21 protein-coding genes are annotated in these 21,543 nt (G+C 73.4%); 17 read left to right on the forward strand and 4 right to left on the reverse strand.

Going from position 1 to position 21,543, the window contains the following annotated elements:
* Positions 1 to 69 precede the first annotated feature (69 nt).
* The gene (locus ABD335_RS23870) at positions 70 to 597 is read right to left on the reverse strand and encodes a GNAT family N-acetyltransferase (RefSeq protein ID WP_344327053.1); all 528 of its coding nucleotides are present in this window, start codon (positions 595 to 597) and stop codon (positions 70 to 72) included.
* 109 nt (positions 598 to 706) lie between these two features.
* Between ABD335_RS23870 and ABD335_RS23875 the strand changes: the two genes are divergently transcribed.
* The 9 genes from ABD335_RS23875 (at position 707) to ABD335_RS23915 (ending at position 10,895) form a co-directional block, all read left to right on the forward strand.
* Positions 707 to 1,246 carry a helix-turn-helix transcriptional regulator gene (locus ABD335_RS23875; protein ID WP_344327054.1) on the forward strand — a complete coding sequence of 180 codons (540 nt, stop codon included), beginning with the start codon at positions 707 to 709 and terminating at the stop codon, positions 1,244 to 1,246.
* Entirely contained in the window at positions 1,243 to 1,950 is a 708-nt protein-coding gene (locus tag ABD335_RS23880; protein ID WP_344327056.1) for an ABC transporter ATP-binding protein, read from the forward strand. The genes ABD335_RS23875 and ABD335_RS23880 overlap by 4 nt, the downstream gene beginning before the upstream one ends.
* A complete protein-coding gene (locus ABD335_RS23885; RefSeq protein ID WP_344327058.1) occupies positions 1,947 to 3,506 on the forward strand; it encodes an ABC transporter permease in 1,560 nt (519 codons plus the stop codon). Before ABD335_RS23880 ends, ABD335_RS23885 begins: the two co-directional genes overlap by 4 nt.
* 53 nt (positions 3,507 to 3,559) lie before the next feature.
* Positions 3,560 to 4,834, forward strand: coding sequence for a 1-deoxy-D-xylulose-5-phosphate reductoisomerase (gene dxr / locus ABD335_RS23890; RefSeq protein WP_344327060.1), 1,275 nt, complete (start codon positions 3,560 to 3,562; stop codon positions 4,832 to 4,834).
* Positions 4,831 to 6,135, forward strand: a complete 1,305-nt coding sequence (locus ABD335_RS23895; RefSeq protein ID WP_344327062.1) for a M50 family metallopeptidase — start codon at positions 4,831 to 4,833, stop codon at positions 6,133 to 6,135. The genes dxr and ABD335_RS23895 overlap by 4 nt, the downstream gene beginning before the upstream one ends.
* A 188-nt stretch (positions 6,136 to 6,323) precedes the next feature.
* Positions 6,324 to 7,478: a flavodoxin-dependent (E)-4-hydroxy-3-methylbut-2-enyl-diphosphate synthase gene (gene ispG, locus ABD335_RS23900; RefSeq protein WP_344327064.1), complete on the forward strand. Its 1,155-nt coding sequence runs from the start codon at positions 6,324 to 6,326 to the stop codon at positions 7,476 to 7,478.
* Positions 7,479 to 7,562: 84 nt separating this feature from the next.
* Entirely contained in the window at positions 7,563 to 8,408 is an 846-nt protein-coding gene (locus ABD335_RS23905) for a GNAT family N-acetyltransferase (RefSeq protein ID WP_344327066.1), read from the forward strand.
* A gap of 100 nt (positions 8,409 to 8,508) precedes the next feature.
* Entirely contained in the window at positions 8,509 to 9,042 is a 534-nt protein-coding gene (locus ABD335_RS23910) for a GNAT family N-acetyltransferase (protein ID WP_344327068.1), read from the forward strand.
* 143 nt (positions 9,043 to 9,185) lie between these two features.
* The gene (locus tag ABD335_RS23915; protein WP_344327070.1) at positions 9,186 to 10,895 is read left to right on the forward strand and encodes a proline--tRNA ligase; all 1,710 of its coding nucleotides are present in this window, start codon (positions 9,186 to 9,188) and stop codon (positions 10,893 to 10,895) included.
* Between the two features lie 47 nt (positions 10,896 to 10,942).
* On the opposite strand, the gene ABD335_RS23920 is transcribed toward ABD335_RS23915, so the two are convergent.
* From ABD335_RS23920 to ABD335_RS23930, 3 genes are read right to left on the reverse strand one after another with little or no spacing between them, the layout of a single operon-like run.
* Entirely contained in the window at positions 10,943 to 11,845 is a 903-nt protein-coding gene (locus ABD335_RS23920) for an aminoglycoside phosphotransferase family protein (protein WP_344327072.1), read from the reverse strand.
* A 28-nt stretch (positions 11,846 to 11,873) separates the two neighbouring features.
* Positions 11,874 to 12,380, reverse strand: a complete 507-nt coding sequence (locus ABD335_RS23925) for a ferritin-like domain-containing protein (RefSeq protein WP_344327074.1) — start codon at positions 12,378 to 12,380, stop codon at positions 11,874 to 11,876.
* Positions 12,377 to 12,904, reverse strand: coding sequence for a hypothetical protein (locus tag ABD335_RS23930; RefSeq protein ID WP_344327076.1), 528 nt, complete (start codon positions 12,902 to 12,904; stop codon positions 12,377 to 12,379). The genes ABD335_RS23925 and ABD335_RS23930 overlap by 4 nt, the downstream gene beginning before the upstream one ends.
* Positions 12,905 to 13,169: 265 nt before the next feature.
* Here ABD335_RS23930 and rimP point away from each other — a divergent pair, with 265 nt between their 5' ends.
* From rimP to ABD335_RS23970, 8 genes are all read left to right on the forward strand, one after another.
* On the forward strand, positions 13,170 to 13,721 hold the full coding sequence (gene rimP, locus ABD335_RS23935; RefSeq protein ID WP_344327078.1) for a ribosome maturation factor RimP: 552 nt from the start codon (positions 13,170 to 13,172) through the stop codon (positions 13,719 to 13,721).
* Between the two features lie 2 nt (positions 13,722 to 13,723).
* Positions 13,724 to 14,728, forward strand: coding sequence for a transcription termination factor NusA (nusA, locus tag ABD335_RS23940; RefSeq protein ID WP_344327080.1), 1,005 nt, complete (start codon positions 13,724 to 13,726; stop codon positions 14,726 to 14,728).
* Positions 14,729 to 14,789: 61 nt separating this feature from the next.
* Positions 14,790 to 15,068, forward strand: coding sequence for a YlxR family protein (locus ABD335_RS23945; protein WP_344327083.1), 279 nt, complete (start codon positions 14,790 to 14,792; stop codon positions 15,066 to 15,068).
* Between the two features lie 167 nt (positions 15,069 to 15,235).
* Positions 15,236 to 18,274, forward strand: a complete 3,039-nt coding sequence (gene infB, locus ABD335_RS23950) for a translation initiation factor IF-2 (protein ID WP_344327085.1) — start codon at positions 15,236 to 15,238, stop codon at positions 18,272 to 18,274.
* 175 nt (positions 18,275 to 18,449) lie between these two features.
* Positions 18,450 to 18,743: a DUF503 domain-containing protein gene (locus ABD335_RS23955; protein ID WP_344327087.1), complete on the forward strand. Its 294-nt coding sequence runs from the start codon at positions 18,450 to 18,452 to the stop codon at positions 18,741 to 18,743.
* A 43-nt stretch (positions 18,744 to 18,786) separates the two neighbouring features.
* Entirely contained in the window at positions 18,787 to 19,248 is a 462-nt protein-coding gene (rbfA, locus tag ABD335_RS23960) for a 30S ribosome-binding factor RbfA (RefSeq protein WP_344327089.1), read from the forward strand.
* Between the two features lie 3 nt (positions 19,249 to 19,251).
* Positions 19,252 to 20,154: a tRNA pseudouridine(55) synthase TruB gene (gene truB, locus ABD335_RS23965; RefSeq protein WP_344327092.1), complete on the forward strand. Its 903-nt coding sequence runs from the start codon at positions 19,252 to 19,254 to the stop codon at positions 20,152 to 20,154.
* Between the two features lie 429 nt (positions 20,155 to 20,583).
* Entirely contained in the window at positions 20,584 to 21,522 is a 939-nt protein-coding gene (locus tag ABD335_RS23970) for a bifunctional riboflavin kinase/FAD synthetase (RefSeq protein ID WP_344327094.1), read from the forward strand.
* Positions 21,523 to 21,543: the final 21 nt, after the last annotated feature.

Genomic DNA, 21,543 nt, shown 5'->3' on the forward strand with positions numbered 1-21,543 from the left:
CGCGAGACGATCGCCGGCGTCACCGGCCGGCCGACCCGGTGGCCGGCCCCGCCCCGACTCCGCGCCCGCCTACACCCGGTCGAACGGCTCGGCGTAGGCGAAGGGGCCGCGCAGGGCGGGGTCGTCCGGGTCGTACGCGGAGAGCGTGCGGACCTGGAAGTACGTCCCCCAGGCGGGATCGGGCGGGACGATGCCGTGCTCCGTGCCGGCCCGGAAGCCGAACCGGCCGTAGTAGGCGGGGTCGCCGAGCAGGGCCACCAGCGGTTCGTCCAGGGCGTCGGCCGCGCCGAGCGCGGTGTGCACCAGCGCCGAGCCGACGCCGTGCCGCTGGTGGTCGGGGTGCACGCTCAACGGGCCCAGCCCCAGGGCCGGCGTGTTCCCGACGCGCCCGCGGGTGCACACCACGTGCCCGACGACCTCGCCGCCCGGCCCCTCGGCCACCAGGGACAGCGCGGGCAGCCACGCGTCGCAGCCGCGCAGCTCGTCCAGCAGGGTCACCTCGACCGGGACGGGCGTCTCGGCCCTGGGGGCGAAGGCGGCGGCGGTCACGTCGCGCACGGCGGGGACGTCGGCGGGGGTCTCGCGTCGGATCAGCACCGCGGCAGTCTGGCGCGCCGGCCGAGCCCGGGGCAACGCGGTTTCCGCGGATCGCCTCCCGGCGGAGGCGACTTGACGCCGGCTATTCTCTCAGGGAATAGTCCTCGCCATGTCGACCGCAGCCCATGTACTGCTCGCCCTGCTGGCCGCCGGGCCGATGCACGGCTACGACCTGAAGAAGGCGCACGACCAGCGCTTTCCCAAGGCCAAGCCCATCGCCTTCGGCCAGGTCTACGGCACGCTCGGCAGGCTGGAGCGCGACGGCCTGGTGGAGAAGCGGGGGCAGAGCCGCGAAGGCGGGCCGGACCGCACCGAGTTCGCCCTCACCGACACCGGGCGGGAGAGGCTCCGCGCCTGGCTGGAGACGGTCGAGACACCGGCCCCGTACGTCAGCAGCACCCTGCTGGCCAAGGTCGTCGTCGCCCTGCTCGTCGACGGGGCCGACCAGGCCCGCGGCTACCTCACCGCGCAACGCCGGGCGCACACCGCCCGGCTGCGGGAGCTGACCGCCGTCAAGACAGACCCGGCGTCCTCGCCCGGCGACGTGATCGCCGCGGACTACGCCATCGCCCATCTCGACGCCGACCTGCGCTGGTTGCGCACCACGTTGGAGCGCGTCGCCGACCTGCACCGGGAGGTGCGCTCATGACGCTTCTGCAAGCCCGCGGGCTCGTGAAGTCCTACGGACCCACGCCCGCGCTCCGCGGCGTCGACCTGGACGTGGCCGAGGGGGAGATCCTCGCCGTCACCGGCCCCAGCGGCTGCGGCAAGTCCACGCTGCTGCACTGCCTGGCCGGAATCCTGCGTCCCGACGCGGGCGAGGTGCTGTACGGGGGGCAGCGCCTCGACACCCGCTCGGAGGCCGACCGCTCCCGGCTGCGACGCACCGACTTCGGGGTGCTGTTCCAGTTCGGGCAGCTCGTCGCCGAGCTGACGGCCGCGGAGAACGTCGCCCTGCCGCTGCTGCTCGCCGGACGGGGACGGCGCGAGGCCCGCACCGCCGCGCTGGACTGGCTGGAGCGGCTGGACGTGGCGGACGTGGCCGACGCCCGCCCCGGAGAGATGTCCGGCGGCCAGCAGCAGCGGTGCGCCGCCGCGCGGGCCCTGGTCACCGGGCCGCGGATCCTCTTCGCCGACGAACCCACCGGCGCGCTGGACGCGCTCGCCGGCGAGCGGCTGCTGGCGCAGCTCACCCGGGTCGCCCACGAGCAGCGCACCAGCGTCGTGCTGATCACCCACGACGACGCGGTCGCCGCCTACGCCGACCGCGAGGTCGCCCTCCGGGACGGCGTGGTGGACCCCACCGGCCTCGGTGTCGACATGTCGACCGCTGCGACGGGGGAACGCCGATGAAGCCCACCGCGCTCCTCGGACTGGCCCTCGCCGGAACCCGCACCGACACGCTGCGGGTGGTGCTCACCGCGTTCAGCGCCGCCCTCGCCTCCCTGGCGGTGCTCGCCGCGCTGAACGTGCTGGCCATACCCGCCCCGCCGCCCCGGCACGACGCGGGCGTGCCCGTGTCCGACCAGTACGCCAACGCGCTGCTGAGGGAGCCGGGACTGCACATCGGCGTGGTCGTCGCCCTGCTGATGCTCACCATCCCGGTGCTGGCCCTGGCCGGACAGTGCGCCAGGCTGGGCGCCCCCGCCCGGGACCGGCGGCTCGCCGCGATCCGGCTGGCCGGCGGCACCCCGCGCCAGACCAGGGCCGTGGCCGCCGCCGAGACCGGCGTGGCGAGCCTGCTGGGCACCTGCGCCGGCCTCGTCGCCTACCTGATCGGACACGAGGCGCTGCACCGGCCGGACGAGCAGGGCAGGCTGCCGCTGCCCACCGACGTCCTGCCGCCGATCCCCGCGATCGCCGCCGCGGTGCTCGGCCTCCCGCTGCTCGCGGCCCTCGCCGCCGTCGTGATGCTGCGCCGGGTCACGGTGGACCCGCTCGGAGTGACCCGGCGGACGCGGCCGAGGCGGGCGCCGAAGCCGTGGCCCGCCGTCCTGATCGTGCTCGGCATGGGCGCGTTCTTCGCCTTCGAGGCGATCCGGAAGGGGTACGAGAAGTCCGGCGACCCCGCCGTCGCCTCCGCGCTGCCGTTCCTCCTGTTCGTCGGAGGCGGACTCCTGGCCGCCGTCGGCGTCGTGCTCGGCACCGGATGGATCTCCCACGCCACCGGCCGGGTGCTGCACCGGCTCGCCCGCCGTCCGGCCCCGCTGTTGGCCGCCCGCAGGCTGCTCGCCGACCCCTGGCACGGCAGCCGCACCCAGGCGGCCCTGCTGGTGGCCGTGGTCTTCGGCTCGGGGGCGGCGGCCGTCCGCGCCTACTTCTCCACCATGCTGGAGGCGAGGCAGGAGGTGCGGCGCTTCTACGACGAGGCGGCCGGCCGCCAGACGACGAGCGGACACGGCTCGGACACCTTCTACCTCGACACCATGGACCTGGTGGACGCGGCCGTCGCCGTGGGGTTGGTGATCGCGACCGCCGGCCTGCTGGTCACCGTCGCGGAGTCCGTCGTCGCCCGCCGCCGCACCCATGCGGCCCTGGCCGCCACCGGCGTGCCCCGCTCCGTGCTGGGCCGGGCGCTCGTGTGGCAGACGCTCGCGCCCCTGGTCCCGGCCGTGGCGCTGGCGACCACCGTGGGCACCCTGATGGGCCGGGGGTACTTCGGCACGGAGGTGAAGGAGTTCGGGGGCCGGGCGCAGACCTGCGACGCGGACCCCGCCCTGTGCGCCGAGAACTTCGAGAAGCACAGCCGGCTCGTCGAGGTCCCCGACGTCGTGCGCGCCGTCCCCCTCCCCTGGGACGACCTGGCCCTCCACGGCCTGGGCGTGCCGGTCCTGGCGCTGGCCGCGACCGGTGTCGGACTGCTGTTCCTGCGCGCCGGCACGGCGGTGGAGGAACTGCGCACGGGGTGACGCCCGGACGACGCGGTGTCCGCTCCGTCTCGCGGACCGGACACAATGGGGGAATGACCGACAGTCCCGCTCCCCTCGCCGACCCGCACCTGCGCCGGCCGGTCGGCACCTCCGCCGCCGACGGACCGGACGACGGACCGCGCGACATCGTGATCCTGGGCTCCACCGGGTCCATCGGCACCCAGGCCGTCGACGTGGTGCTCGCCAACCCCGACCGCTTCCGGGTGACCGGACTCTCCGCCGCCGGCGGACGGGTGGAGCTGCTGGCCGAGCAGGCGCACCGGCTGGGGGTCCGCACCGTCGCGGTCTCCCGCGCGGACAAGGCGGACGAGCTGCGCGAGGCCCTGCGCGCGCGGTACGGGGCCGGGGAACCGCTGCCGGAGGTGCTGGCCGGACCGGACGCGGCCGTCGAGCTGGCCGCGTCCGAGTGCCACACCGTCCTCAACGGCATCACCGGTTCCATCGGACTGCGCCCCACCCTCGCCGCCCTGGAGGCCGGCCGCGTCCTGGCCCTGGCCAACAAGGAGTCGCTGATCGTCGGCGGGCCGCTGGTGAAGGCCCTGGCCGGGCCCGGCCAGATCGTCCCCGTCGACTCCGAGCACTCCGCCCTGTTCCAGGCGCTGATGGGCGGCACCCGGGCCGAGGTCCGCAAGCTGCTGGTCACCGCGTCCGGCGGCCCCTTCCGGGGACGGACCCGGGAGGAGCTCCGGGACGTCACGCCCGAGGACGCCCTGGCCCACCCCACCTGGGCCATGGGGCCGGTGATCACGATCAACTCGGCGACCCTGGTCAACAAGGGCCTGGAGGTCATCGAGGCACACCTGCTGTACGACATCCCCTTCGACCGTATCGAGGTCGTCGTCCACCCGCAGTCCTACATCCACTCGATGGTGGAGTTCACCGACGGTTCCACGCTCGCCCAGTGCGGTCCGCCCGACATGCGGCTGCCCATCGCGCTCGGTCTCGGCTGGCCGCACCGGGTGCCCGACGCCGGTCCGGTCTTCGACTGGTCCAAGGCGATGACCTGGGAGTTCTTCCCCCTGGACGAGAGGGCCTTCCCGTCCGTCCCGCTCGCCTGCCACGTCGGCGCGCTCGGCGGCACCGCCCCGGCGGTCTTCAACGCCGCCAACGAGGAGTGCGTCGAGGCGTTCCTCGCCGGCAGGCTGCCGTTCAACGGCATAGTGGAGACGGTCGCGGCGGTGGTCGAGGAGCACGGCACCCCGAAGGGAACCGACCTCTCGCTCGAGGATGTCCTCGACGCCGAGACCTGGGCACGTGCCCGTGCCCGTGAACTGGCGGCCCGAACCACAGCGGAGGTACGCGCATGACGACGGTGATGACCATCCTCGGCATAGTCGTCTTCGTCGTCGGCCTGCTGTTCTCCATCGCCTGGCACGAGCTGGGCCACCTGTCGACGGCCAAGATGTTCGGCATCCGCGTGCCGCAGTACATGGTCGGCTTCGGCCCCACCATCTGGTCGAGGAAGAAGGGCGAGACGGAGTACGGCATCAAGGCCATTCCGCTCGGCGGCTACATCCGCATGATCGGCATGTTCCCGCCCGGCGAGGACGGCGCCATCCGGCAGCGCTCCACCTCTCCCTTCCGGGGGATGATCGAGGACGCCCGCGCGGCGGCCTTCGAGGAGCTCCAGCCGGGCGACGAGAAGCGGCTGTTCTACACGCGCAAGCCCTGGAAGCGCGTGATCGTGATGTTCGCCGGCCCCTTCATGAACCTGGTGCTCGCCGTGGTGATCTTCCTGGCCACGCTGATGACCTTCGGCATCAGCACCCAGACCACCACCGTCTCCACCGTCTCCGACTGCGTGATCAAGGTCTCGGCCAAGACCGACACCTGCCCCGCGGGCGCCCCGGACTCCCCGGCCAAGAAGGCGGGGCTCAAGCCCGGCGACACCATCGTCGCCTTCAACGGCGCGGAGGTCACCGAGTGGGGCGACCTCCAGCAGCGCATCCGCGACACCATCGGCCCGGCCACCATCACCGTCGAGCGCGACGGGGAGCGCGAGGTCCTCCACGCGAACCTGGTGAAGAACGAGGTCGCCAAGTCCGACGGGCGCGGCGGCTACGTCGAGGGCGAGTACGTCACCACCGGCTTCCTGGGCTTCTCCCCGGCCACCGGCGTCGTCGAGCAGTCCTTCCCGCAGGCCGTCGACCGCATGGGCGACATGATGGTCAGCGGCGTCGAGGCCCTGATCAGCCTGCCGGAGAAGATCCCGGGCCTGTGGAACGCCGCCTTCGCCGGAGCCGAGCGCGAACAGGACTCCCCGATGGGCGTGGTCGGCGCGGCCCGGGTCGGCGGCGAGGTCTTCGCGCTGGAGATCCCGGCGGAGCAGCGGGTGGCGGTGATGCTCTTCCTCGTGGCGGGCTTCAACCTGTCGCTGTTCCTGTTCAACATGCTGCCCCTGCTGCCGCTGGACGGCGGCCACATCGCGGGCGCCCTGTGGGAGTCGGTGCGCCGGGGCTTCGCCAAGCTGCTGCGCCGCCCCGACCCCGGGCCGTTCGACGTGGCGAAGCTGATGCCGGTGGCGTACGTGGTGGCGGGCATCTTCGTCTGCTTCACGCTGCTGGTGCTCATCGCCGACATCGTCAACCCGGTGCGCCTCACCGGCTGACCACCGGGCGCGAACGGCGGCCGGACGCGCGCCGTCCGGCCGCCGCCGTGCGTTCGCCGTCCGTTCACGCGCCCCCGGCGTACGGCGGACCACGGTGTGCTCGGAGCATCCGGCGTACCGTAATCTCGAAGGCCGGAGCCCGCGGCCGAACGGGGCACTTGAACCACAGCTTGGGGTTGCACACCACAATGACAGCGATTTCGCTCGGAATGCCGTCCGTACCGACGAAGCTGGCCGACCGCCGGCCCAGCCGGAAGATCCAGGTGGGTTCCGTGGCCGTCGGAGGCGACGCCCCGGTCTCCGTGCAGTCGATGACCACGACCGTCACCGCGGACATCGGCGCCACGCTCCAGCAGATCGCCGAGCTGACCGCCGCCGGCTGCGAGATCGTCCGTGTCGCCTGTCCGTCCCAGGACGACGCCGACGCCCTGCCGGCCATCGCGAAGAAGTCCCAGATCCCGGTGATCGCGGACATCCACTTCCAGCCCAAGTACGTCTTCGCGGCGATCGACGCCGGCTGCGCCGCGGTCCGGGTCAACCCGGGCAACATCCGGCAGTTCGACGACAAGGTCAAGGAGATCGCCAAGGCGGCCTCCGAGGCGGGCATCCCCATCCGCATCGGCGTCAACGCCGGCTCGCTGGACAAGCGGCTGCTGGCCAAGTACGGCAAGGCCACGCCCGAGGCGCTGGTGGAGTCGGCGCTGTGGGAGTGCTCCCTGTTCGAGGAGCACGGCTTCCGCGACATCAAGATCTCGGTCAAGCACAACGACCCGGTCGTGATGATCAACGCCTACCGGCTGCTCGCCGAGCGGTGCGACTACCCCCTCCACCTGGGCGTCACCGAGGCCGGACCGGCCTTCCAGGGCACCATCAAGTCCGCCGTCGCCTTCGGCGCCCTGCTGAGCGAGGGCATCGGCGACACCATCCGCGTCTCGCTGTCGGCCCCTCCGGTGGAGGAGGTCAAGGTCGGCCTCCAGATCCTGGAGTCCCTCGGCCTGCGACAGCGCCGGCTGGAGATCGTCTCCTGCCCCTCCTGCGGCCGGGCCCAGGTGGACGTCTACAAGCTCGCCGACGAGGTCACCGCCGGACTGCAGGGCATGGAGGTGCCGCTGCGCGTGGCCGTCATGGGCTGCGTCGTCAACGGCCCCGGCGAGGCCCGCGAGGCCGACCTGGGCGTCGCCTCCGGCAACGGCAAGGGCCAGATCTTCGTCAAGGGCGAGGTCATCAAGACCGTGCCCGAGTCCAAGATCGTCGAGACCCTCATCGACGAGGCCATGAAGATCGCCGAGGAGATGGAGAAGAACGGCGTGGTCTCCGGCCCGCCCCAGGTCTCCGTCAGCTGACATACGCCTCCGCGGCGGCCTGGAGGTACAGTGCGGGAACATCGCATCCGCACGCCCTCCAGGCCGCACGGTGAGGCATTCCACGTGTTGACGACCACCACCACCCGCGTCGTCGAGCCCCACGAGCTCGAGGCCGCCCTCGCGGTGCTCGACCGCGCGCCCGTCGACAACGCCTTCGTCACCGCCCGCGTCCGCGTCTCCGGGCTGGACCCCTGGCGGCTCGGCGGCGAGATGTGGGGCTGGTACCACCACGGGCGGCTGGAGTCCCTGTGCTACTCCGGGGCCAACCTCGTCCCCGTCTGCGCCGGCCCGGACGCGGTGCGCGCCTTCGCCGAGCGGGCCCGCCGCCAGGGCCGCCGCTGCTCGTCCATCGTCGGCCCCGCCGAGCCCACCGCCGCCCTGTGGGGCCACTTGGAGCCGCACTGGGGACCGGCCCGCGAGGTCCGCGCCCACCAGCCGCTGATGGTCACCGACCGCATTCCCGAGGGCATCCGGCCCGACCCGTACGTGCGGCGCGTCCGCAAGGACGAGATGGACGTGCTGATGCCCGCCTGCGTGGCGATGTTCACCGAGGAGGTCGGCGTCTCGCCGCTGGCCGGGGACGGCGGGCTGATCTACCAGGCCCGGGTCGCCGAACTGGTCGGCGCGGGCCGGTCCTTCGCCCGGATCGAGGACGGCAAGGTCGTCTTCAAGGCCGAGATCGGCGCCGTCACCCCGCGGGTGTGCCAGATCCAGGGCGTGTGGGTCGCTCCCGAGCGCCGCGGCGAGGGCCTGTCCGTCACCGGCATGGCCGCGGTGCTGCGCTACGCGCTGGCCGAGGTCTCCCCGGTCGTCAGCCTCTACGTCAACGACTACAACACCCCGGCCCGCGCGACGTACCGGCGGGTGGGCTTCCGCGAGGTCGGGGCGTTCATGAGCGTGCTGTTCTGAGCCGGCGGTCCGGCCGAGGACGGGTGCGCACCGGCCTCGGCCCGGCCGCTCCGCCGATGTCCGGTGAATCTTCCGCCGCTCTCCAGTAGGGTCGACGACCATGGAAGACGTCGTGGTCGGTCCCCTGGATCTCGCCGCCCGGGTGGACGACGCGCTCGCCGTGCAGGCGCTCGCCTTCGGACTGACCGACGAAGAGGTCCACGTGCGCCGCCACATCGTGCTGCGGCACCTCGCCTCCCCCGGGGCCCGCGCCCTGGGCGCCACCACGCCGGACGGGCGGCTGGTCGGCTTCGTGTACGGGATGCCCAACGACCGCGCGCAGTGGTGGTCCACCGTCGTCGAACCGTACCTGCGGCGGGCCGGGCACGCCGACTGGCTCGACGACGTCTTCGTCATCACCGAGCTGCACGTCCACCCCGACTACCAGCAGCACGGCATCGGCCGGGAGTTGATCACCAGGATCACCGACACCGCCGACGAGCCGCGCTCGATCCTCTCCGCGATCGACACCGAGAGTCCGGCCCGAGCCCTCTACCGCTCCCTGGGCTACCGCGACCTGGCCCGCCACGTGCTGTTCCCCAGCGCGCCGAGCCCGTACGCGGTGATGGGCGCGAGGCTGCCGCTGCGGCGGTGAGGCGGCTCGGCCGGGGGCCGGGGCGTTCCCGGGCCGGCCCGCCGCGTCCGTACGCGGTGACGGGTGCGGGGTCGTCGCCGCGGCGCGGGTAGTCTCCTGCGAGAGGCCGCACGTCCGCACGACCATCCGCAGGAGAGAACCCCATGGCAGCCCGTGTTCAGCGCATGTCCCGTCTGATGCTGAAGACGCTGCGCGAGGACCCGGCCGACGCCGAGACCCTCAGCCACCGGCTCCTGGTCCGCGCCGGCTACGTCCGCCGCACCGCGGCCGGGATCTGGACCTGGCTGCCGCTCGGCAAGCGGGTGCTGGAGAACGTCACCCGGATCGTCCGCGAGGAGATGGACGCCATCGGCGCCCAGGAGGTCCTGCTCCCGGCCCTGCTGCCCAGGGAGCCCTACGAGACCTCCGGGCGCTGGGAGGAGTACGGCGAGCTGCTGTTCCGGCTGAAGGACCGCAAGGGCGCCGACTACCTGCTCGGCCCCACCCACGAGGAGATCTTCACCCAGGTCGTCAAGGACCAGTGCACGTCCTACAAGGACCTGCCGGTGATCCTCTACCAGATCCAGACCAAGTACCGGGACGAGGCCCGGCCGCGCTCGGGCATCCTGCGGGGCCGCGAGTTCCTGATGAAGGACTCCTACTCGTTCGACACCTCCGACGAGGAGCTGGCCGAGTCCTACCGGCTGCACCGCGAGGCGTACCGGAGGATCTTCGCCCGAATCGGACTGGACCACCGGATCGTCTCCGCCGTCTCGGGCGCGATGGGCGGCTCGGCGTCGGAGGAGTTCCTCGCCCCGGCCGCCGCGGGCGAGGACACCTTCGTCGACTGCCCCTCCTGCGGCTACGCCGCCAACACCGAGGCCGTCACCTTCCCGCTCAAGCCCGCCGACCCCATGGGCCACCCGCCCCTGGAGGAGCTGGACACCCCCGACACCCCCACCATCGAGACCCTGGCCGAGCACCTGGGCGTGCCCGCCTCCGCCACCTTGAAGAACCTCCTGGTCAAGGTGGACGGGGAGATCGTCGCCGTGGGCGTCCCCGGCGACCGCGAGGTCGACCTGGCCAAGCTCGCCGAGCACCTCGCGCCCGCCACCGTGGAACTGGTCACCGCCGAGGACTTCACCGGCCGCCCCGCCCTGGTGCGCGGCTACGTCGGCCCGCAGGGGCTGGCGGGCACGGCCTTCCGCTACATCGCCGACCCGCGCGTGGCCCCGGGCACGTCCTGGATCACCGGCGCCAACAAGCCCGACACCCACGCCCGCAACGTGGTGTGCGGCCGGGACTTCGAGGTCGACGAGTACCTGGACGTGGTCACCGTCGAGCCGGGCGACCCCTGCCCCTCCTGCGGCGCCGGTCTGAGGCTGGACCGGGCCATCGAGATCGGCCACATCTTCCAGCTCGGCCGCAAGTACGCCGACGCCTTCGGACTGGACGTGCTGGGGCGGGACGGCAAGCCCGTCCGCGTCACCATGGGCTCCTACGGCATCGGGGTCTCGCGCGCGGTGGCCGCGCTCGCCGAGCAGACGGCCGACGAGAAGGGCCTGTGCTGGCCGCGCGAGGTCGCCCCGGCGGACGTCCACCTCGTGGCGGCCGGCAAGGGCGCCCAGACCGAGCTGGCCCTGGAGCTGGGGGACCGGCTGGCCGCGGCCGGCGTCCGCGTCCTGGTGGACGACCGCACGGGCGTGTCGCCCGGGGTGAAGTTCACCGACGCGGAGCTGATCGGCGTGCCGACGATCCTGGTGGTGGGCCGGGGCGCGGCGAAGGGGCTGGTGGAGCTGAAGGACCGGCGCACCGGCGAGCGCGAGGAGGTTCCGGTGGACGAGGCGGTGGAGCGGCTGACCCGCCGGGACTGACCCCGGCCGCGGTCGCCGCCGTCGGCCCGGCCGCCGGGGCCGGCCGGTCACAGCCAGCCGGCGAACTCCAACAGCATCTCGCCGTCGGCGCGGTCCCCGGCGGCGATGTGCCGGGCACCCGACTCCACCGCCCGGTACAGGCTCCAGCCGCGCAGCCGGTCGCGGTCCACCTCCAGGGAGTCCGCCAGCTTGCGCACCCTGCGCCGGGTGAGGGAGGAGGCGCCGGAGGTGGCCCCCAGGTCGTGCAGCCGGTCGCGGACCAGCCGGGCCAGGTCGTAGGCGCGCTCGCCCACCAGCGGATCCGGGCCGACCACCAGCCAGTGGGCCCGCCCGGGGTCGGCCGAGAGCACCGCGCCCTGCCGGAAGTCGCCGTGCAGCAGGAGGTCCTCGGGGGCGTCGGCGAGCAGCGCCGACCGCAGCTCCAGCGCCTCCTCCGCCAGCGGGCGGGCCTCCTCCGGCACGTGCGCGCGGATCCCGTCCACGGCCCGGGCGGTGTGCTCGGCCACGGTCGTGAAGGGGTGGCCGCCGCCGGAGGGCGCCGGGGGCACCCACAGGCGCCGCAGCGCCGAGGCCGCCTCCAGGTTGGCCTTCGCCTCCGGCAGGGAACGCAGCGAGATCTCCGCGTGCAGCCGCTCCAGCAGCAGCGCGCCCGTCTCCGGCGCCGCGTCCAGCAGTCGCACCGCCCCGTGTCCGTTCCAGCGGGTCAGGGCGGCGGCCTCCGCCTCGGCGCCCGTCGCGCGCAGCTTCAGCGCCGCCGGGGTGCCGTCCGCCCGGCGCACCAGGACCACCAGGCTGCCGCGTCCGCCCGGGGTGACCACCCGCTCGACCGTCAGCTCCCACCGCGTCAGCGACTTCCGCACCAGCTCGGGCAACTCGGCGAGCCAGGGGGAGTCCGCGCCCTGGGCGCGGACCAGTCGCTGCGGGAGGTCGACGTGCGGAGCAGGTGCCATGTGCCCGGACCCGTGCCTTTCCGTTGGTTCAGAAGGTCTCCGGGGACGCCGACGCGGCGCGTTCGGCGAGCCCAGGGAAGGGTACGCCCGTGCCGCGCCACCGCACCGCGCGGACCGCCGCCTCCCGCAGCGCGCCCGCCGCCTCCCGCCGCAGGTCGCCCTCGCTCGCCCGGACCAGATCGGCGTAGACGGCGGCCACCCGCTCCTCCAGCTCCGCGGCGAGCCGCACCGCGGCGGCGCCGTCCGGGACGGCGAAGGGCAGGGTGTAGGCCGCGGCGGCGGCCCGGGGCTCGCCGCCCAGCCTCCGCACCGCGCGCCGGAGGGCGTCACGGCGCGCGCGATGGGCGTCGTGCGCCTGACGTGCCTCGGCGCGCCGGTCCTCGGCGATCCGCCCGCCGACGACGCCGTAGCCGTAGACGGCGGCGTGCTCGGCGGCGAGCGCGGCCTGCGCGGCCTCGAGCGCGCCGCCGGAGTCGCCGGTTCCGGTGGCGGCGTGCGGGGCGGAGAGCGTGGTCGGGGTCGTCGCTCGGATCATCGTTCGCCATTCGTGAGCAGATACGCGTGGACCGCGCCCGCCGCCGCGACGGACGCCAGCAGCCGGGCCAGCTCGGGCGGGGCGTCAAGGAGCGCCCGGGTGCGGGCGTCGGCCGTCGCGCGCTCGGCGTCCGCCAGCGCGGCCAGCGCGCGCCCGGAGTCCTCGGGCACGGTCGTGTCCGCCCCGGCGTTCCGCGCGGCCTCGGGGCTCGCCTGGGCCCGGGGGGAGGCGGAGCCGCGGGACGCCGTGCCGCCGAACGCCGTCACGTGCCGTGCCACGTCCGCCCGCAGCGGCCTCAGCCGCTCGGCGAGCGAGGGGTGCGCGGCGATCGTCCGGTCGTAGCGGTCCAGCAGCTCGGCGCTGTCGCGGGCCGCGCGGCGCCGCAGCCGCCGCGCCAGGGAGGCGCGCTCGCGCTCGACGACTTCCCGGGCCTCGTCGGAGCACCCGGTGAGGAGCAGCGCGGCGGCGCCCGTCACCCCGGTGGCCAGCAGGCTCCTCCGGCGCGGACGCGAATCGATCGGCACGGGCGCTCCCTGGGGAGGTGGTGTGGTTCGGTGGTGCGCGGGTAGGACGGTGATCACCGCCCTGCGAGCGTACCCGTGTTCGCACGGTCCCCCACGGCGGGTCACCGTTGCGCCCCGTGCGTACCCCGTTCGGGGGACAGCCGCCCGGCGGAGCGCCCGGTGATCGTCTGGTCGGCGGGAGCCGCCGCAGGCGATAGGCTTGACCCCCGTACCCCCAGGACTGGATGTTTCCCACAACAGCACACGCGGCCGAGGAGTCACCCGGATGAGCACCACCCAGAGCGAGAGGCTGCGAGTACTGCTGGAGCCGCTCGCCACCACCAGGGGCCTGGATCTGGAAGAGGTCACCGTGACCCCGGCGGGGAGGAGGCGTGTCCTGCGCGTCGTGGTGGACTCCGACGAGGGCGTGCAGCTCGACACCTGTGCCGAGCTGAGCCGCGCGGCCTCGGAGGTGTTGGACGAGACCGACGTGATGGGCGGAGCGCCCTACGTCCTGGAGGTCACCTCCCCCGGCACCGACCGTCCGCTGACCGAGCCGCGGCACTACCGCCGCGCCGTCGGCAGGCTGGTCAAGGCCCGGCTGACCGAGGAGGCGGGCGGCGGCGAGGTGGTCGCCCGGATCCTCGACGTGGACGGCGACGGCGTGGAGGTGGAGGTGCCCGGCGTCAAGGGACGCAAGCCCACCACCCGCCGGATCGCCTTCGACGAGATCGCCAGGGCCCGGGTGGAGATCGAGTTCAACCGCAAGGCCGCCGAGAAGGCCGGAACGGCACGTCAGGCTGCGGCCTCTGACGACGAGAGCCAGGAGGAGGCGTAGCCGTGGACATCGACATGAGTGCCCTGCGGGGCCTGGTGAGGGAGAAGGAGATCTCCTTCGATCTGTTGGTCGAGGCGATCGAGGCCGCTCTCCTCATCGCCTACCACCGCACCGAGGGCAGCAGCCGCCAGGCCCGTGTGGAGCTGGACCGCTCCACCGGGCACGTGACGGTGTGGGCCAAGGAGGACCCGGCCGACCTGCCGGAGGGCGTCGAGCCGCGCGAGTTCGACGACACCCCCTCCGGTTTCGGCCGGATCGCCGCGACCACCGCCAAGCAGGTCATCCTCCAGCGCCTGCGGGACGCCGAGGAGGAGGTCACCTTCGGCGAGTACGCCGGCCGCGAGGGCGACATCGTCACCGGAGTCGTCCAGCAGGGGAAGGATCCGCGCAGCGTCCTCGTCGACATCGGCAAGCTGGAGGCGATCCTGCCCCCGCAGGAGCAGGTGCCGGGCGAGGAGTACTCCCACGGCACCCGGCTGCGCAGCTACGTCGTCCGGGTCGCCAAGGGCGTCCGCGGTCCGTCGGTCACGCTCTCGCGCACCCACCCCAACCTGGTGAAGAAGCTCTTCGCCCTGGAGGTGCCCGAGATCGCCGACGGCTCGGTGGAGATCGCCGCCATCGCCCGCGAGGCCGGACACCGCACCAAGATCGCCGTACGGTCCACGCGGCCGGGCCTGAACGCCAAGGGCGCGTGCATCGGCCCGATGGGCGGTCGGGTGCGCAACGTCATGGCCGAGCTGAACGGTGAGAAGATCGACATCGTGGACTGGTCGGACGACCCGGCCGAGATGGTGGCCAACGCCCTCTCCCCGGCCCGGGTGAGCAGGGTCGACATCGTCGACGCCGCCGCCCGGTCGGCCCGGGTGACCGTGCCCGACTACCAGCTGTCGCTGGCGATCGGCAAGGAGGGGCAGAACGCCCGCCTCGCCGCTCGACTGACCGGCTGGCGGATCGACATCCGCCCCGACACCGAGCAGAGCGGTGAACGGGAAGCGGCACAGAGCTGAACGTCGATCACCGTCCGTACCCCACCAACGGCGCAATCCGCGTCAGGAGGTAGACTGAAGAGTGTCTGGCCGGACGCGCGCCCGCGCACGCCCTGAACGCACCTGCGTGGGTTGCCGGGAGCGGTCGGGCAAGGGCGATTTGCTGCGTGTGGTGTTGATCGAGGACAGGTGTGTTCCCGATCATCGCGGTACGCTGCCCGGCCGGGGCGCTTACCTGCACCCCACACCGACCTGTGTCGACCTGGCGGTCCGCCGCAGGGCGTTCCAGAGGGCCTTCCGGGTCCCTGGGCCGCTTGATACCGCGGAACTGCAGCAGGCAGTACCGCGGGCAACACCGTAAGACAGCAAGCAAGCACGAACGGCCCGTACGGCACCCCGTACGGGAGAGGTACCTCGCGAGTTGGAAGTAGGTCGAGATTGCGATGAGCACTCGATGAGTACGCGATGAGTACGCCCATGCAGTAGCGAAGGTCCGGCGGACGATCCCCCCGGACCGTAAGGAGCGAAGTGGCTAAGGTCCGGGTATACGAGCTCGCCAAGGAGCTTGGAGTCGAAAGCAAGGTCGTCATGGCCAAGCTCCAAGAACTCGGTGAATTCGTCCGTTCGGCGTCCTCGACCATCGAGGCGCCGGTCGTACGCAAACTGACTGACGCTTTGGACGCGGGCAACGGCGCGAGTGGCGCCAAGAAGTCCGCTGCCAAGCCCGCGGCGCCGCGCAAGGCGGCGCCCCCCAAGCCCGGCGCCCCGAAGCCGGGCGCAGCGGCGCCCAAGCCGGGTGCCCCCAAGCCCGCCGCGCCGAGGCCCGCGGCCCCCGCGGCTCCCGCGGCCGACGCGGGCAAGAGCGCGCCCTCGAGGAACGTCCCCACTCCGGGGCCGGCGAGGAACGCCCCCACTCCCGGTCAGCGGCCCACCCCGGCCAAGCCGGGTCCCGCGCAGCCCCCGGCCCCGGCGAAGCCGGAGTTCACCGCGCCGCCGGCCGGTCCGGGAGCGCCCCGTCCGGGTGCCCCGAAGCCGGGCGCCCGTCCGGCGCCGACCGGTCAGGGCGGTCGCGGCCAGGCCGCGCCCCGTCCGGGTGCCCCCAAGCCGGGCGCCCGTCCGGCCGGTCCGCGTCCGGGCAACAACCCCTTCACCTCCGGTGGCTCCACCGGCATGGGACGCCCGCAGGCGCCCCGGCCGGGCGGTGCCCCGCGTCCGGGCGGCCCGGGCGGTCCGCGCCCCGGCGCCGGCCAGGCCGGTCCGCGCCCCGGTGCGGGTCAGGCCGGTCCCCGGCCGCAGGCCCCCGGCGGTCCCCGTCCCTCCCCGGGCAACATGCCGCGTCCGCAGGGCGGTGCCGCGGGCCCGCGTCCGGGCGGCAACCGTCCGAACCCGGGCATGATGCCGCAGCGTCCCGCCGCGGGCCCGCGCCCGGGTCCCGGTGGCCGTGGTCCCGGCGGCGGAGGCCGTCCGGGCGGTGCCGGTCGTCCCGGCGGCGGTTTCGCCGGTCGTCCCGGCGCCGGTCGTCCCGGTGGCGGCGGCGGCTTCGCCGGTCGTCCCGGTGGCGGTGGCGGCGGCGGTTTCGCCGGTCGTCCCGGTGGCGGCGGCTTCGGCGGCCGTCCCGGCGGCCCCGGCGGCCGTGGCGGCACCCAGGGCGCGTTCGGCCGTCCCGGCGGTCCGGCGCGTCGTGGCCGCAAGTCGAAGCGGCAGCGGCGCCAGGAGTACGAGGCCATGCAGGCCCCGTCCATCGGCGGCGTGATGCTGCCGCGCGGCAAGGGCGAGATCGTCCGGCTGTCGCGCGGTGCGTCGCTCACCGACTTCGCGGAGAAGATCAACGCCAACCCGGCGTCGCTGGTCCAGGTGATGTTCAACCTGGGCGAGATGGTCACCGCGACCCAGTCGGTCTCCGACGAGACGCTTCAGCTCCTCGGCGAGGAGATGAACTACGTCGTCCAGATCGTCAGCCCGGAGGAGGAGGACCGCGAGCTGCTCGAGTCCTTCGACATCGAGTTCGGCGAGGACGAGGGCGACGACGAGGCCCTGCTGCCGCGTCCGCCGGTGGTGACCGTCATGGGTCACGTCGACCACGGTAAGACGCGCCTGCTGGACGCGATCCGCAAGACCAACGTCATCGAGGGCGAGGCCGGCGGCATCACCCAGCACATCGGTGCGTACCAGGTCACCACCGAGGTCAACGGCGAGGACCGCAAGATCACCTTCATCGACACCCCGGGTCACGAGGCGTTCACCGCCATGCGTGCCCGCGGTGCGAAGTCGACCGACATCGCGATCCTCGTGGTGGCGGCCAACGACGGTGTGATGCCCCAGACGGTCGAGGCCCTCAACCACGCCAAGGCGGCCGACGTGCCGATCGTGGTCGCGGTCAACAAGATCGACGTCGAGGGCGCCGACCCGCAGAAGGTGCGCGGCCAGCTCACCGAGTACGGCCTGGTGGCGGAGGAGTACGGCGGCGACACCATGTTCGTCGACATCTCCGCCAAGCAGGGGCTGCACATCGACGAGCTGCTGGAGGCCGTGATCCTCACGGCGGACGCCGCTCTCGACCTGCGGGCCAACCCCGACCAGGACGCCCAGGGCATCGCGATCGAGGCCCACCTCGACCGCGGTCGCGGCGCCGTGGCCACCGTCCTGGTCCAGCGCGGCACGCTGCGCGTGGGCGACACGATGGTCGTCGGCGACGCGTACGGCCGCGTCCGGGCGATGCTCGACGACCGTGGCGAGAACCTCCAGGAGGCGGGTCCGTCGACCCCCGTCCAGGTGCTGGGTCTGACCAGCGTCCCGGGCGCCGGCGACAACTTCCTGGTGGTCGACGAGGACCGCACGGCCCGCCAGATCGCCGAGAAGCGCGCCGCCCGCGAGCGGAACGCCGCGTTCGCCAAGCGCACCCGCCGGGTGTCCCTCGAGGACCTGGACAAGGTGCTCAAGGCGGGCGAGGTGCGTCAGCTCAACCTCATCATCAAGGGCGACGCGTCCGGTTCGGTCGAGGCGCTGGAGTCGTCGCTGCTCCAGCTCGACGTCGGCGAGGACGTGGACCTGCGCGTCCTGCACCGCGGTGTCGGTGCGGTCACCGAGACCGACATCGACCTGGCCACCGGCTCCGACGCCATCGTCATCGGCTTCAACGTGCGCGCCGAGGGGCGTGCCACGCAGAAGGCCGAGCGCGAGGGCGTGGACGTCCGGTACTACTCGGTCATCTACCAGGCGATCGAGGAGATCGAGGCGGCCCTCAAGGGCATGCTCAAGCCGGAGTACGAGGAGGTCGAGCTGGGCACCGCGGAGATCCGCGAGATCTTCCGCTCGTCCAAGCTCGGCAACATCGCGGGTGTCATCATCCGCTCCGGCGAGGTCAGGCGGAACAGCAAGGCGCGCGTCATCCGCGACGGCAAGGTCGTCGCGGAGAACCTCACCATCGAGGGCCTGCGTCGCTTCAAGGACGACGTCACCGAGATCCGCGAAGGCTTCGAGGGCGGTATCAACCTCGGAAACTTCAACGACATCAAGGTCGACGACATCATCGCGACGTACGAGATGCGGGAGAAGCCCCGCGCCTGACACCCACCGGTGGGCCCACCGGTGACGGCCACGGAGCCTCCCGCCCCGGCGGGAGGCTCCCGGCCGTTATTCACCTGATCGACGAGGACCGATGCGTGTACGGTTCTCGTGTCCCCGCCGGGAGTCGGCGGGGTTCCACGGACGAGGCCTCACGGGTCGGCTTGACCCGCATCGCATGTACGTAGGCACACTCTCCTTCGATCTGCTGCTCGGCGACGTACGGTCGTTGAAGGAGAAGCGGTCGATCATCCGTCCGATCATCGCGGAGCTGCAGCGCAAGTACGCGGTGAGCGTCGCGGAGGTCGGGGAACAGAACATCCACCGCAGAGCGCTGATCGGCCTGGCGACGGTCTCCGGGGACGCGGGTCACGTCACGGACGTGCTCGACCGCTGCGAACGGCTGGTGGCCGGGCGGCCGGAGGTGGAGTTGCTGTCCGTGCGGCGGCGGTTCCACGGCGAAGACGACTGAGTGCACCCGAACGAACGCATCCGAAACAGAAAGAAGCAGACACATGACCGACACCGCGCGGGCACGCAAACTCGCTGACCGCATCCGGGTCGTGGTCGCGGAGACCCTCCAGCGGCGGATCAAGGACCCGCGGCTCGGCTATGTGACGATCACCGACACCCGGGTCACCGGCGACCTCCGGGAGGCGACCGTCTTCTACACGGTTTACGGCGACGACGAGGAGCGGGCGTCCTCCGCCGCGGCGCTGGAGAGCGCCAAGGGCGTCCTCCGCTCGGAGGTCGGGCGGCAGACCGGCGTGCGCTTCACGCCGTCGCTGACGTTCGTTCCGGACGCGCTCCCGGAGAACGCCCGGACCATCGACGACCTGCTGGCGAAGGCCAGGGCGTCGGACGCCGAGGTGCGCCAGGCCTCCTCGGGCGCCGCGTACGCGGGCGACGCCGACCCGTACCGCAAGCCCGTCCGCGACGAGGAGCCGGGCGGCGACACGGACGGCGAGGACGCCTGACCCGTGGCACGCACCGGAAACCGGGAACCCGGCGGGCTCGTCATCGTCGACAAGCCCGCCGGATTCACCTCCCACGACGTCGTCGCCAAGATGCGGGGCATCGCCCGCACCCGCCGGGTCGGGCACGCCGGGACGCTGGATCCGATGGCCACCGGCGTCCTCGTCCTGGGCGTCGAGAGGGCGACCAAGCTGCTGGGGTACCTGGCGCTGACCGAGAAGGAGTACGTCGGGACCGTCCGGCTCGGCCAGAGCACGGTCACCGACGACGCGGAGGGGGAGATCACCTCCGCCACCCCGGCGGCCGGCATCCCGCGCGAGGCGATCGACGAGCAGGTCGCCAAGTTGACCGGCGACATCCTCCAGGTCCCGTCCAAGGTCAGCGCCGTCAAGATCGACGGCAAGCGGGCGTACGCCCGGGTGCGCGGGGGAGAGGAGGTCGAGCTGGCCGCCCGGCCGGTGACCGTCTCCTCCTTCACCGTCCACGACGTGCGCGAGGAGACCGCCGAGGACGGCACCCCCGTGCTGGACCTGCTGGTCTCGGTGGTCTGCTCCTCCGGCACCTACATCCGGGCGCTCGCCCGCGACCTGGGCGCCGGTCTGGGCGTCGGCGGTCACCTCACCGCGCTGCGCCGCACCCGTGTGGGCCCCTACGGCCTGGAGTCGGCGCGCACCCTGGAACAGCACCAGGAGTCGCTGACGATCACCCCCCTGGGCGAGGCGGCGGCCGCCGCCTTCCCCCGCTGGGACGTGGACGAACGTCGGGCCGGGTTGCTGGCGAACGGCGTGCGGATCGCCATGCCGCCCACCCCGCCCGGGCCGGTCGCCGCGTTCGGGCCCGACGACCGCTTCATCGCGCTGGTCGAGGAGTACCAGGGCAGGGCCAAGAGCCTGGCCGTGTTCGCCTGACCCCCGGGGACGGCTCCGAGGCGCTCCGGGAAAGCCCCGCGACGGCCGGTCCGGGAGGGTTCCGGGGCGGCCCCGGCGGCCTCCGAGGACGGCCGCGCGGACCACGGAGGGGAAGCCGGCGGCCCCGCCGCCGGCGCACCGTGGGGCGGGCGCCTCTCGCGGTGCCCGCCCCACGGTCCCCCTCCTGTCCGCACCCGTCCCCATGTCCACGAAGAGCCCCCGATGCACCCGGTCGGCCGGGCGCTCGGGGGGAAACGCGGGGCACACGGGAGCACGTTGATCCCCGCACGTCCCCCGGGCCCGACCCGGTCGTTCCGACACGCCCTCCGACCTCCACGCGGGTGCGGGGCCCGTGCGGAGCACCCGGGGCGTCATGGCACCCTTGGACCGGCACCATCCGAACGGTTATCTCGGCGAGGAGCGGGCACTGTGCAGCGCTGGCGTGGCTTGGAGGACATCCCCGAGGACTGGGGGCGCAGCGTCGTCACCATCGGCTCCTACGACGGAGTGCACCGCGGGCACCAGTTGATCATCGGCAGGGCGGTCGAGCGCGCCCGTGAGCTGGGCGTACCCGCCGTCGTCGTCACCTTCGACCCGCACCCCAGCGAGGTGGTCCGGCCCGGCAGCCACCCGCCGCTGCTCGCCCCGCACCACCGGCGTGCCGAGCTGATGGCCGACCTCGGAGTGGACGCGGTCCTGGTCCTCCCCTTCACCAAGGAGTTCTCCCGGCTCTCACCGGCCGAGTTCGTGGTGAAGGTGCTGGTCGACAAGCTCCACGCCCGCACGGTCGTGGAGGGGCCCAACTTCCGCTTCGGCCACAGGGCCGCCGGCACCGTGGAGACCCTGGCGGAGCTGGGCCGGACGTACGACTACGACGTGATGGTCGTCGACCTGTTCGTGCGCGGGGAGGTGGGCGGCGGAGAACCGTTCTCCTCCACCCTCGTCCGACGGCTGGTCGCCGAGGGCGACGTGGCCGGGGCCGCCGAGGTGCTGGGCCGCCCGCACCGGGTGGAGGGCGTGGTCGTCCGCGGCGCGCAGCGCGGGCGCGAACTGGGCTATCCGACGGCGAACGTCGAGACCCTGCCGCACACCGCGATCCCCGCGGACGGCGTCTACGCCGGATGGCTGGTCGTGGCCGGCGAGTCGATGCCCGCCGCGATCTCCGTCGGCACCAACCCGCAGTTCGACGGCACCGAGCGGACCGTGGAGGCGTACGCCATCGACCGCGTGGACCTCGACCTGTACGGGCTCCACGTGGCCGTGGACTTCCTGGCCTACATCCGGGGCCAGGAGAAGTTCGCCACGCTCGACGAGCTGCTGGAGCGCATGGCCGAGGACGTGCGGGTGGCGAAGGACCTGCTGGGCTGAGCGGCCCGGACCGTGACGGCC

The sequence above is a fragment of the Streptomyces macrosporus genome, assembly GCF_039533145.1.
GTDB lineage: Bacteria > Actinomycetota > Actinomycetes > Streptomycetales > Streptomycetaceae > Streptomyces > Streptomyces macrosporus.

Excerpts from the sequence above, each read along its gene's own strand:
- ABD335_RS23925 (WP_344327074.1), bottom strand. The coding sequence starts at position 12,380 with ATGATCCGAGCGACGACCCCGACCACGCTCTCCGCCCCGCACGCCGCC.
- ABD335_RS23920 (WP_344327072.1), bottom strand. The coding sequence starts at position 11,845 with ATGGCACCTGCTCCGCACGTCGACCTCCCGCAGCGACTGGTCCGCGCC.
- ABD335_RS23910 (WP_344327068.1), top strand. The coding sequence starts at position 8,509 with ATGGAAGACGTCGTGGTCGGTCCCCTGGATCTCGCCGCCCGGGTGGAC.
- ABD335_RS23955 (WP_344327087.1), top strand. The coding sequence starts at position 18,450 with ATGTACGTAGGCACACTCTCCTTCGATCTGCTGCTCGGCGACGTACGG.
- ABD335_RS23885 (WP_344327058.1), top strand. The coding sequence starts at position 1,947 with ATGAAGCCCACCGCGCTCCTCGGACTGGCCCTCGCCGGAACCCGCACC.
- ispG (WP_344327064.1), top strand. The coding sequence starts at position 6,324 with ATGACAGCGATTTCGCTCGGAATGCCGTCCGTACCGACGAAGCTGGCC.
- ABD335_RS23880 (WP_344327056.1), top strand. The coding sequence starts at position 1,243 with ATGACGCTTCTGCAAGCCCGCGGGCTCGTGAAGTCCTACGGACCCACG.
- ABD335_RS23895 (WP_344327062.1), top strand. The coding sequence starts at position 4,831 with ATGACGACGGTGATGACCATCCTCGGCATAGTCGTCTTCGTCGTCGGC.
- ABD335_RS23915 (WP_344327070.1), top strand. The coding sequence starts at position 9,186 with ATGGCAGCCCGTGTTCAGCGCATGTCCCGTCTGATGCTGAAGACGCTG.
- rbfA (WP_344327089.1), top strand. The coding sequence starts at position 18,787 with ATGACCGACACCGCGCGGGCACGCAAACTCGCTGACCGCATCCGGGTC.
- dxr (WP_344327060.1), top strand. The coding sequence starts at position 3,560 with ATGACCGACAGTCCCGCTCCCCTCGCCGACCCGCACCTGCGCCGGCCG.
- ABD335_RS23875 (WP_344327054.1), top strand. The coding sequence starts at position 707 with ATGTCGACCGCAGCCCATGTACTGCTCGCCCTGCTGGCCGCCGGGCCG.
- rimP (WP_344327078.1), top strand. The coding sequence starts at position 13,170 with ATGAGCACCACCCAGAGCGAGAGGCTGCGAGTACTGCTGGAGCCGCTC.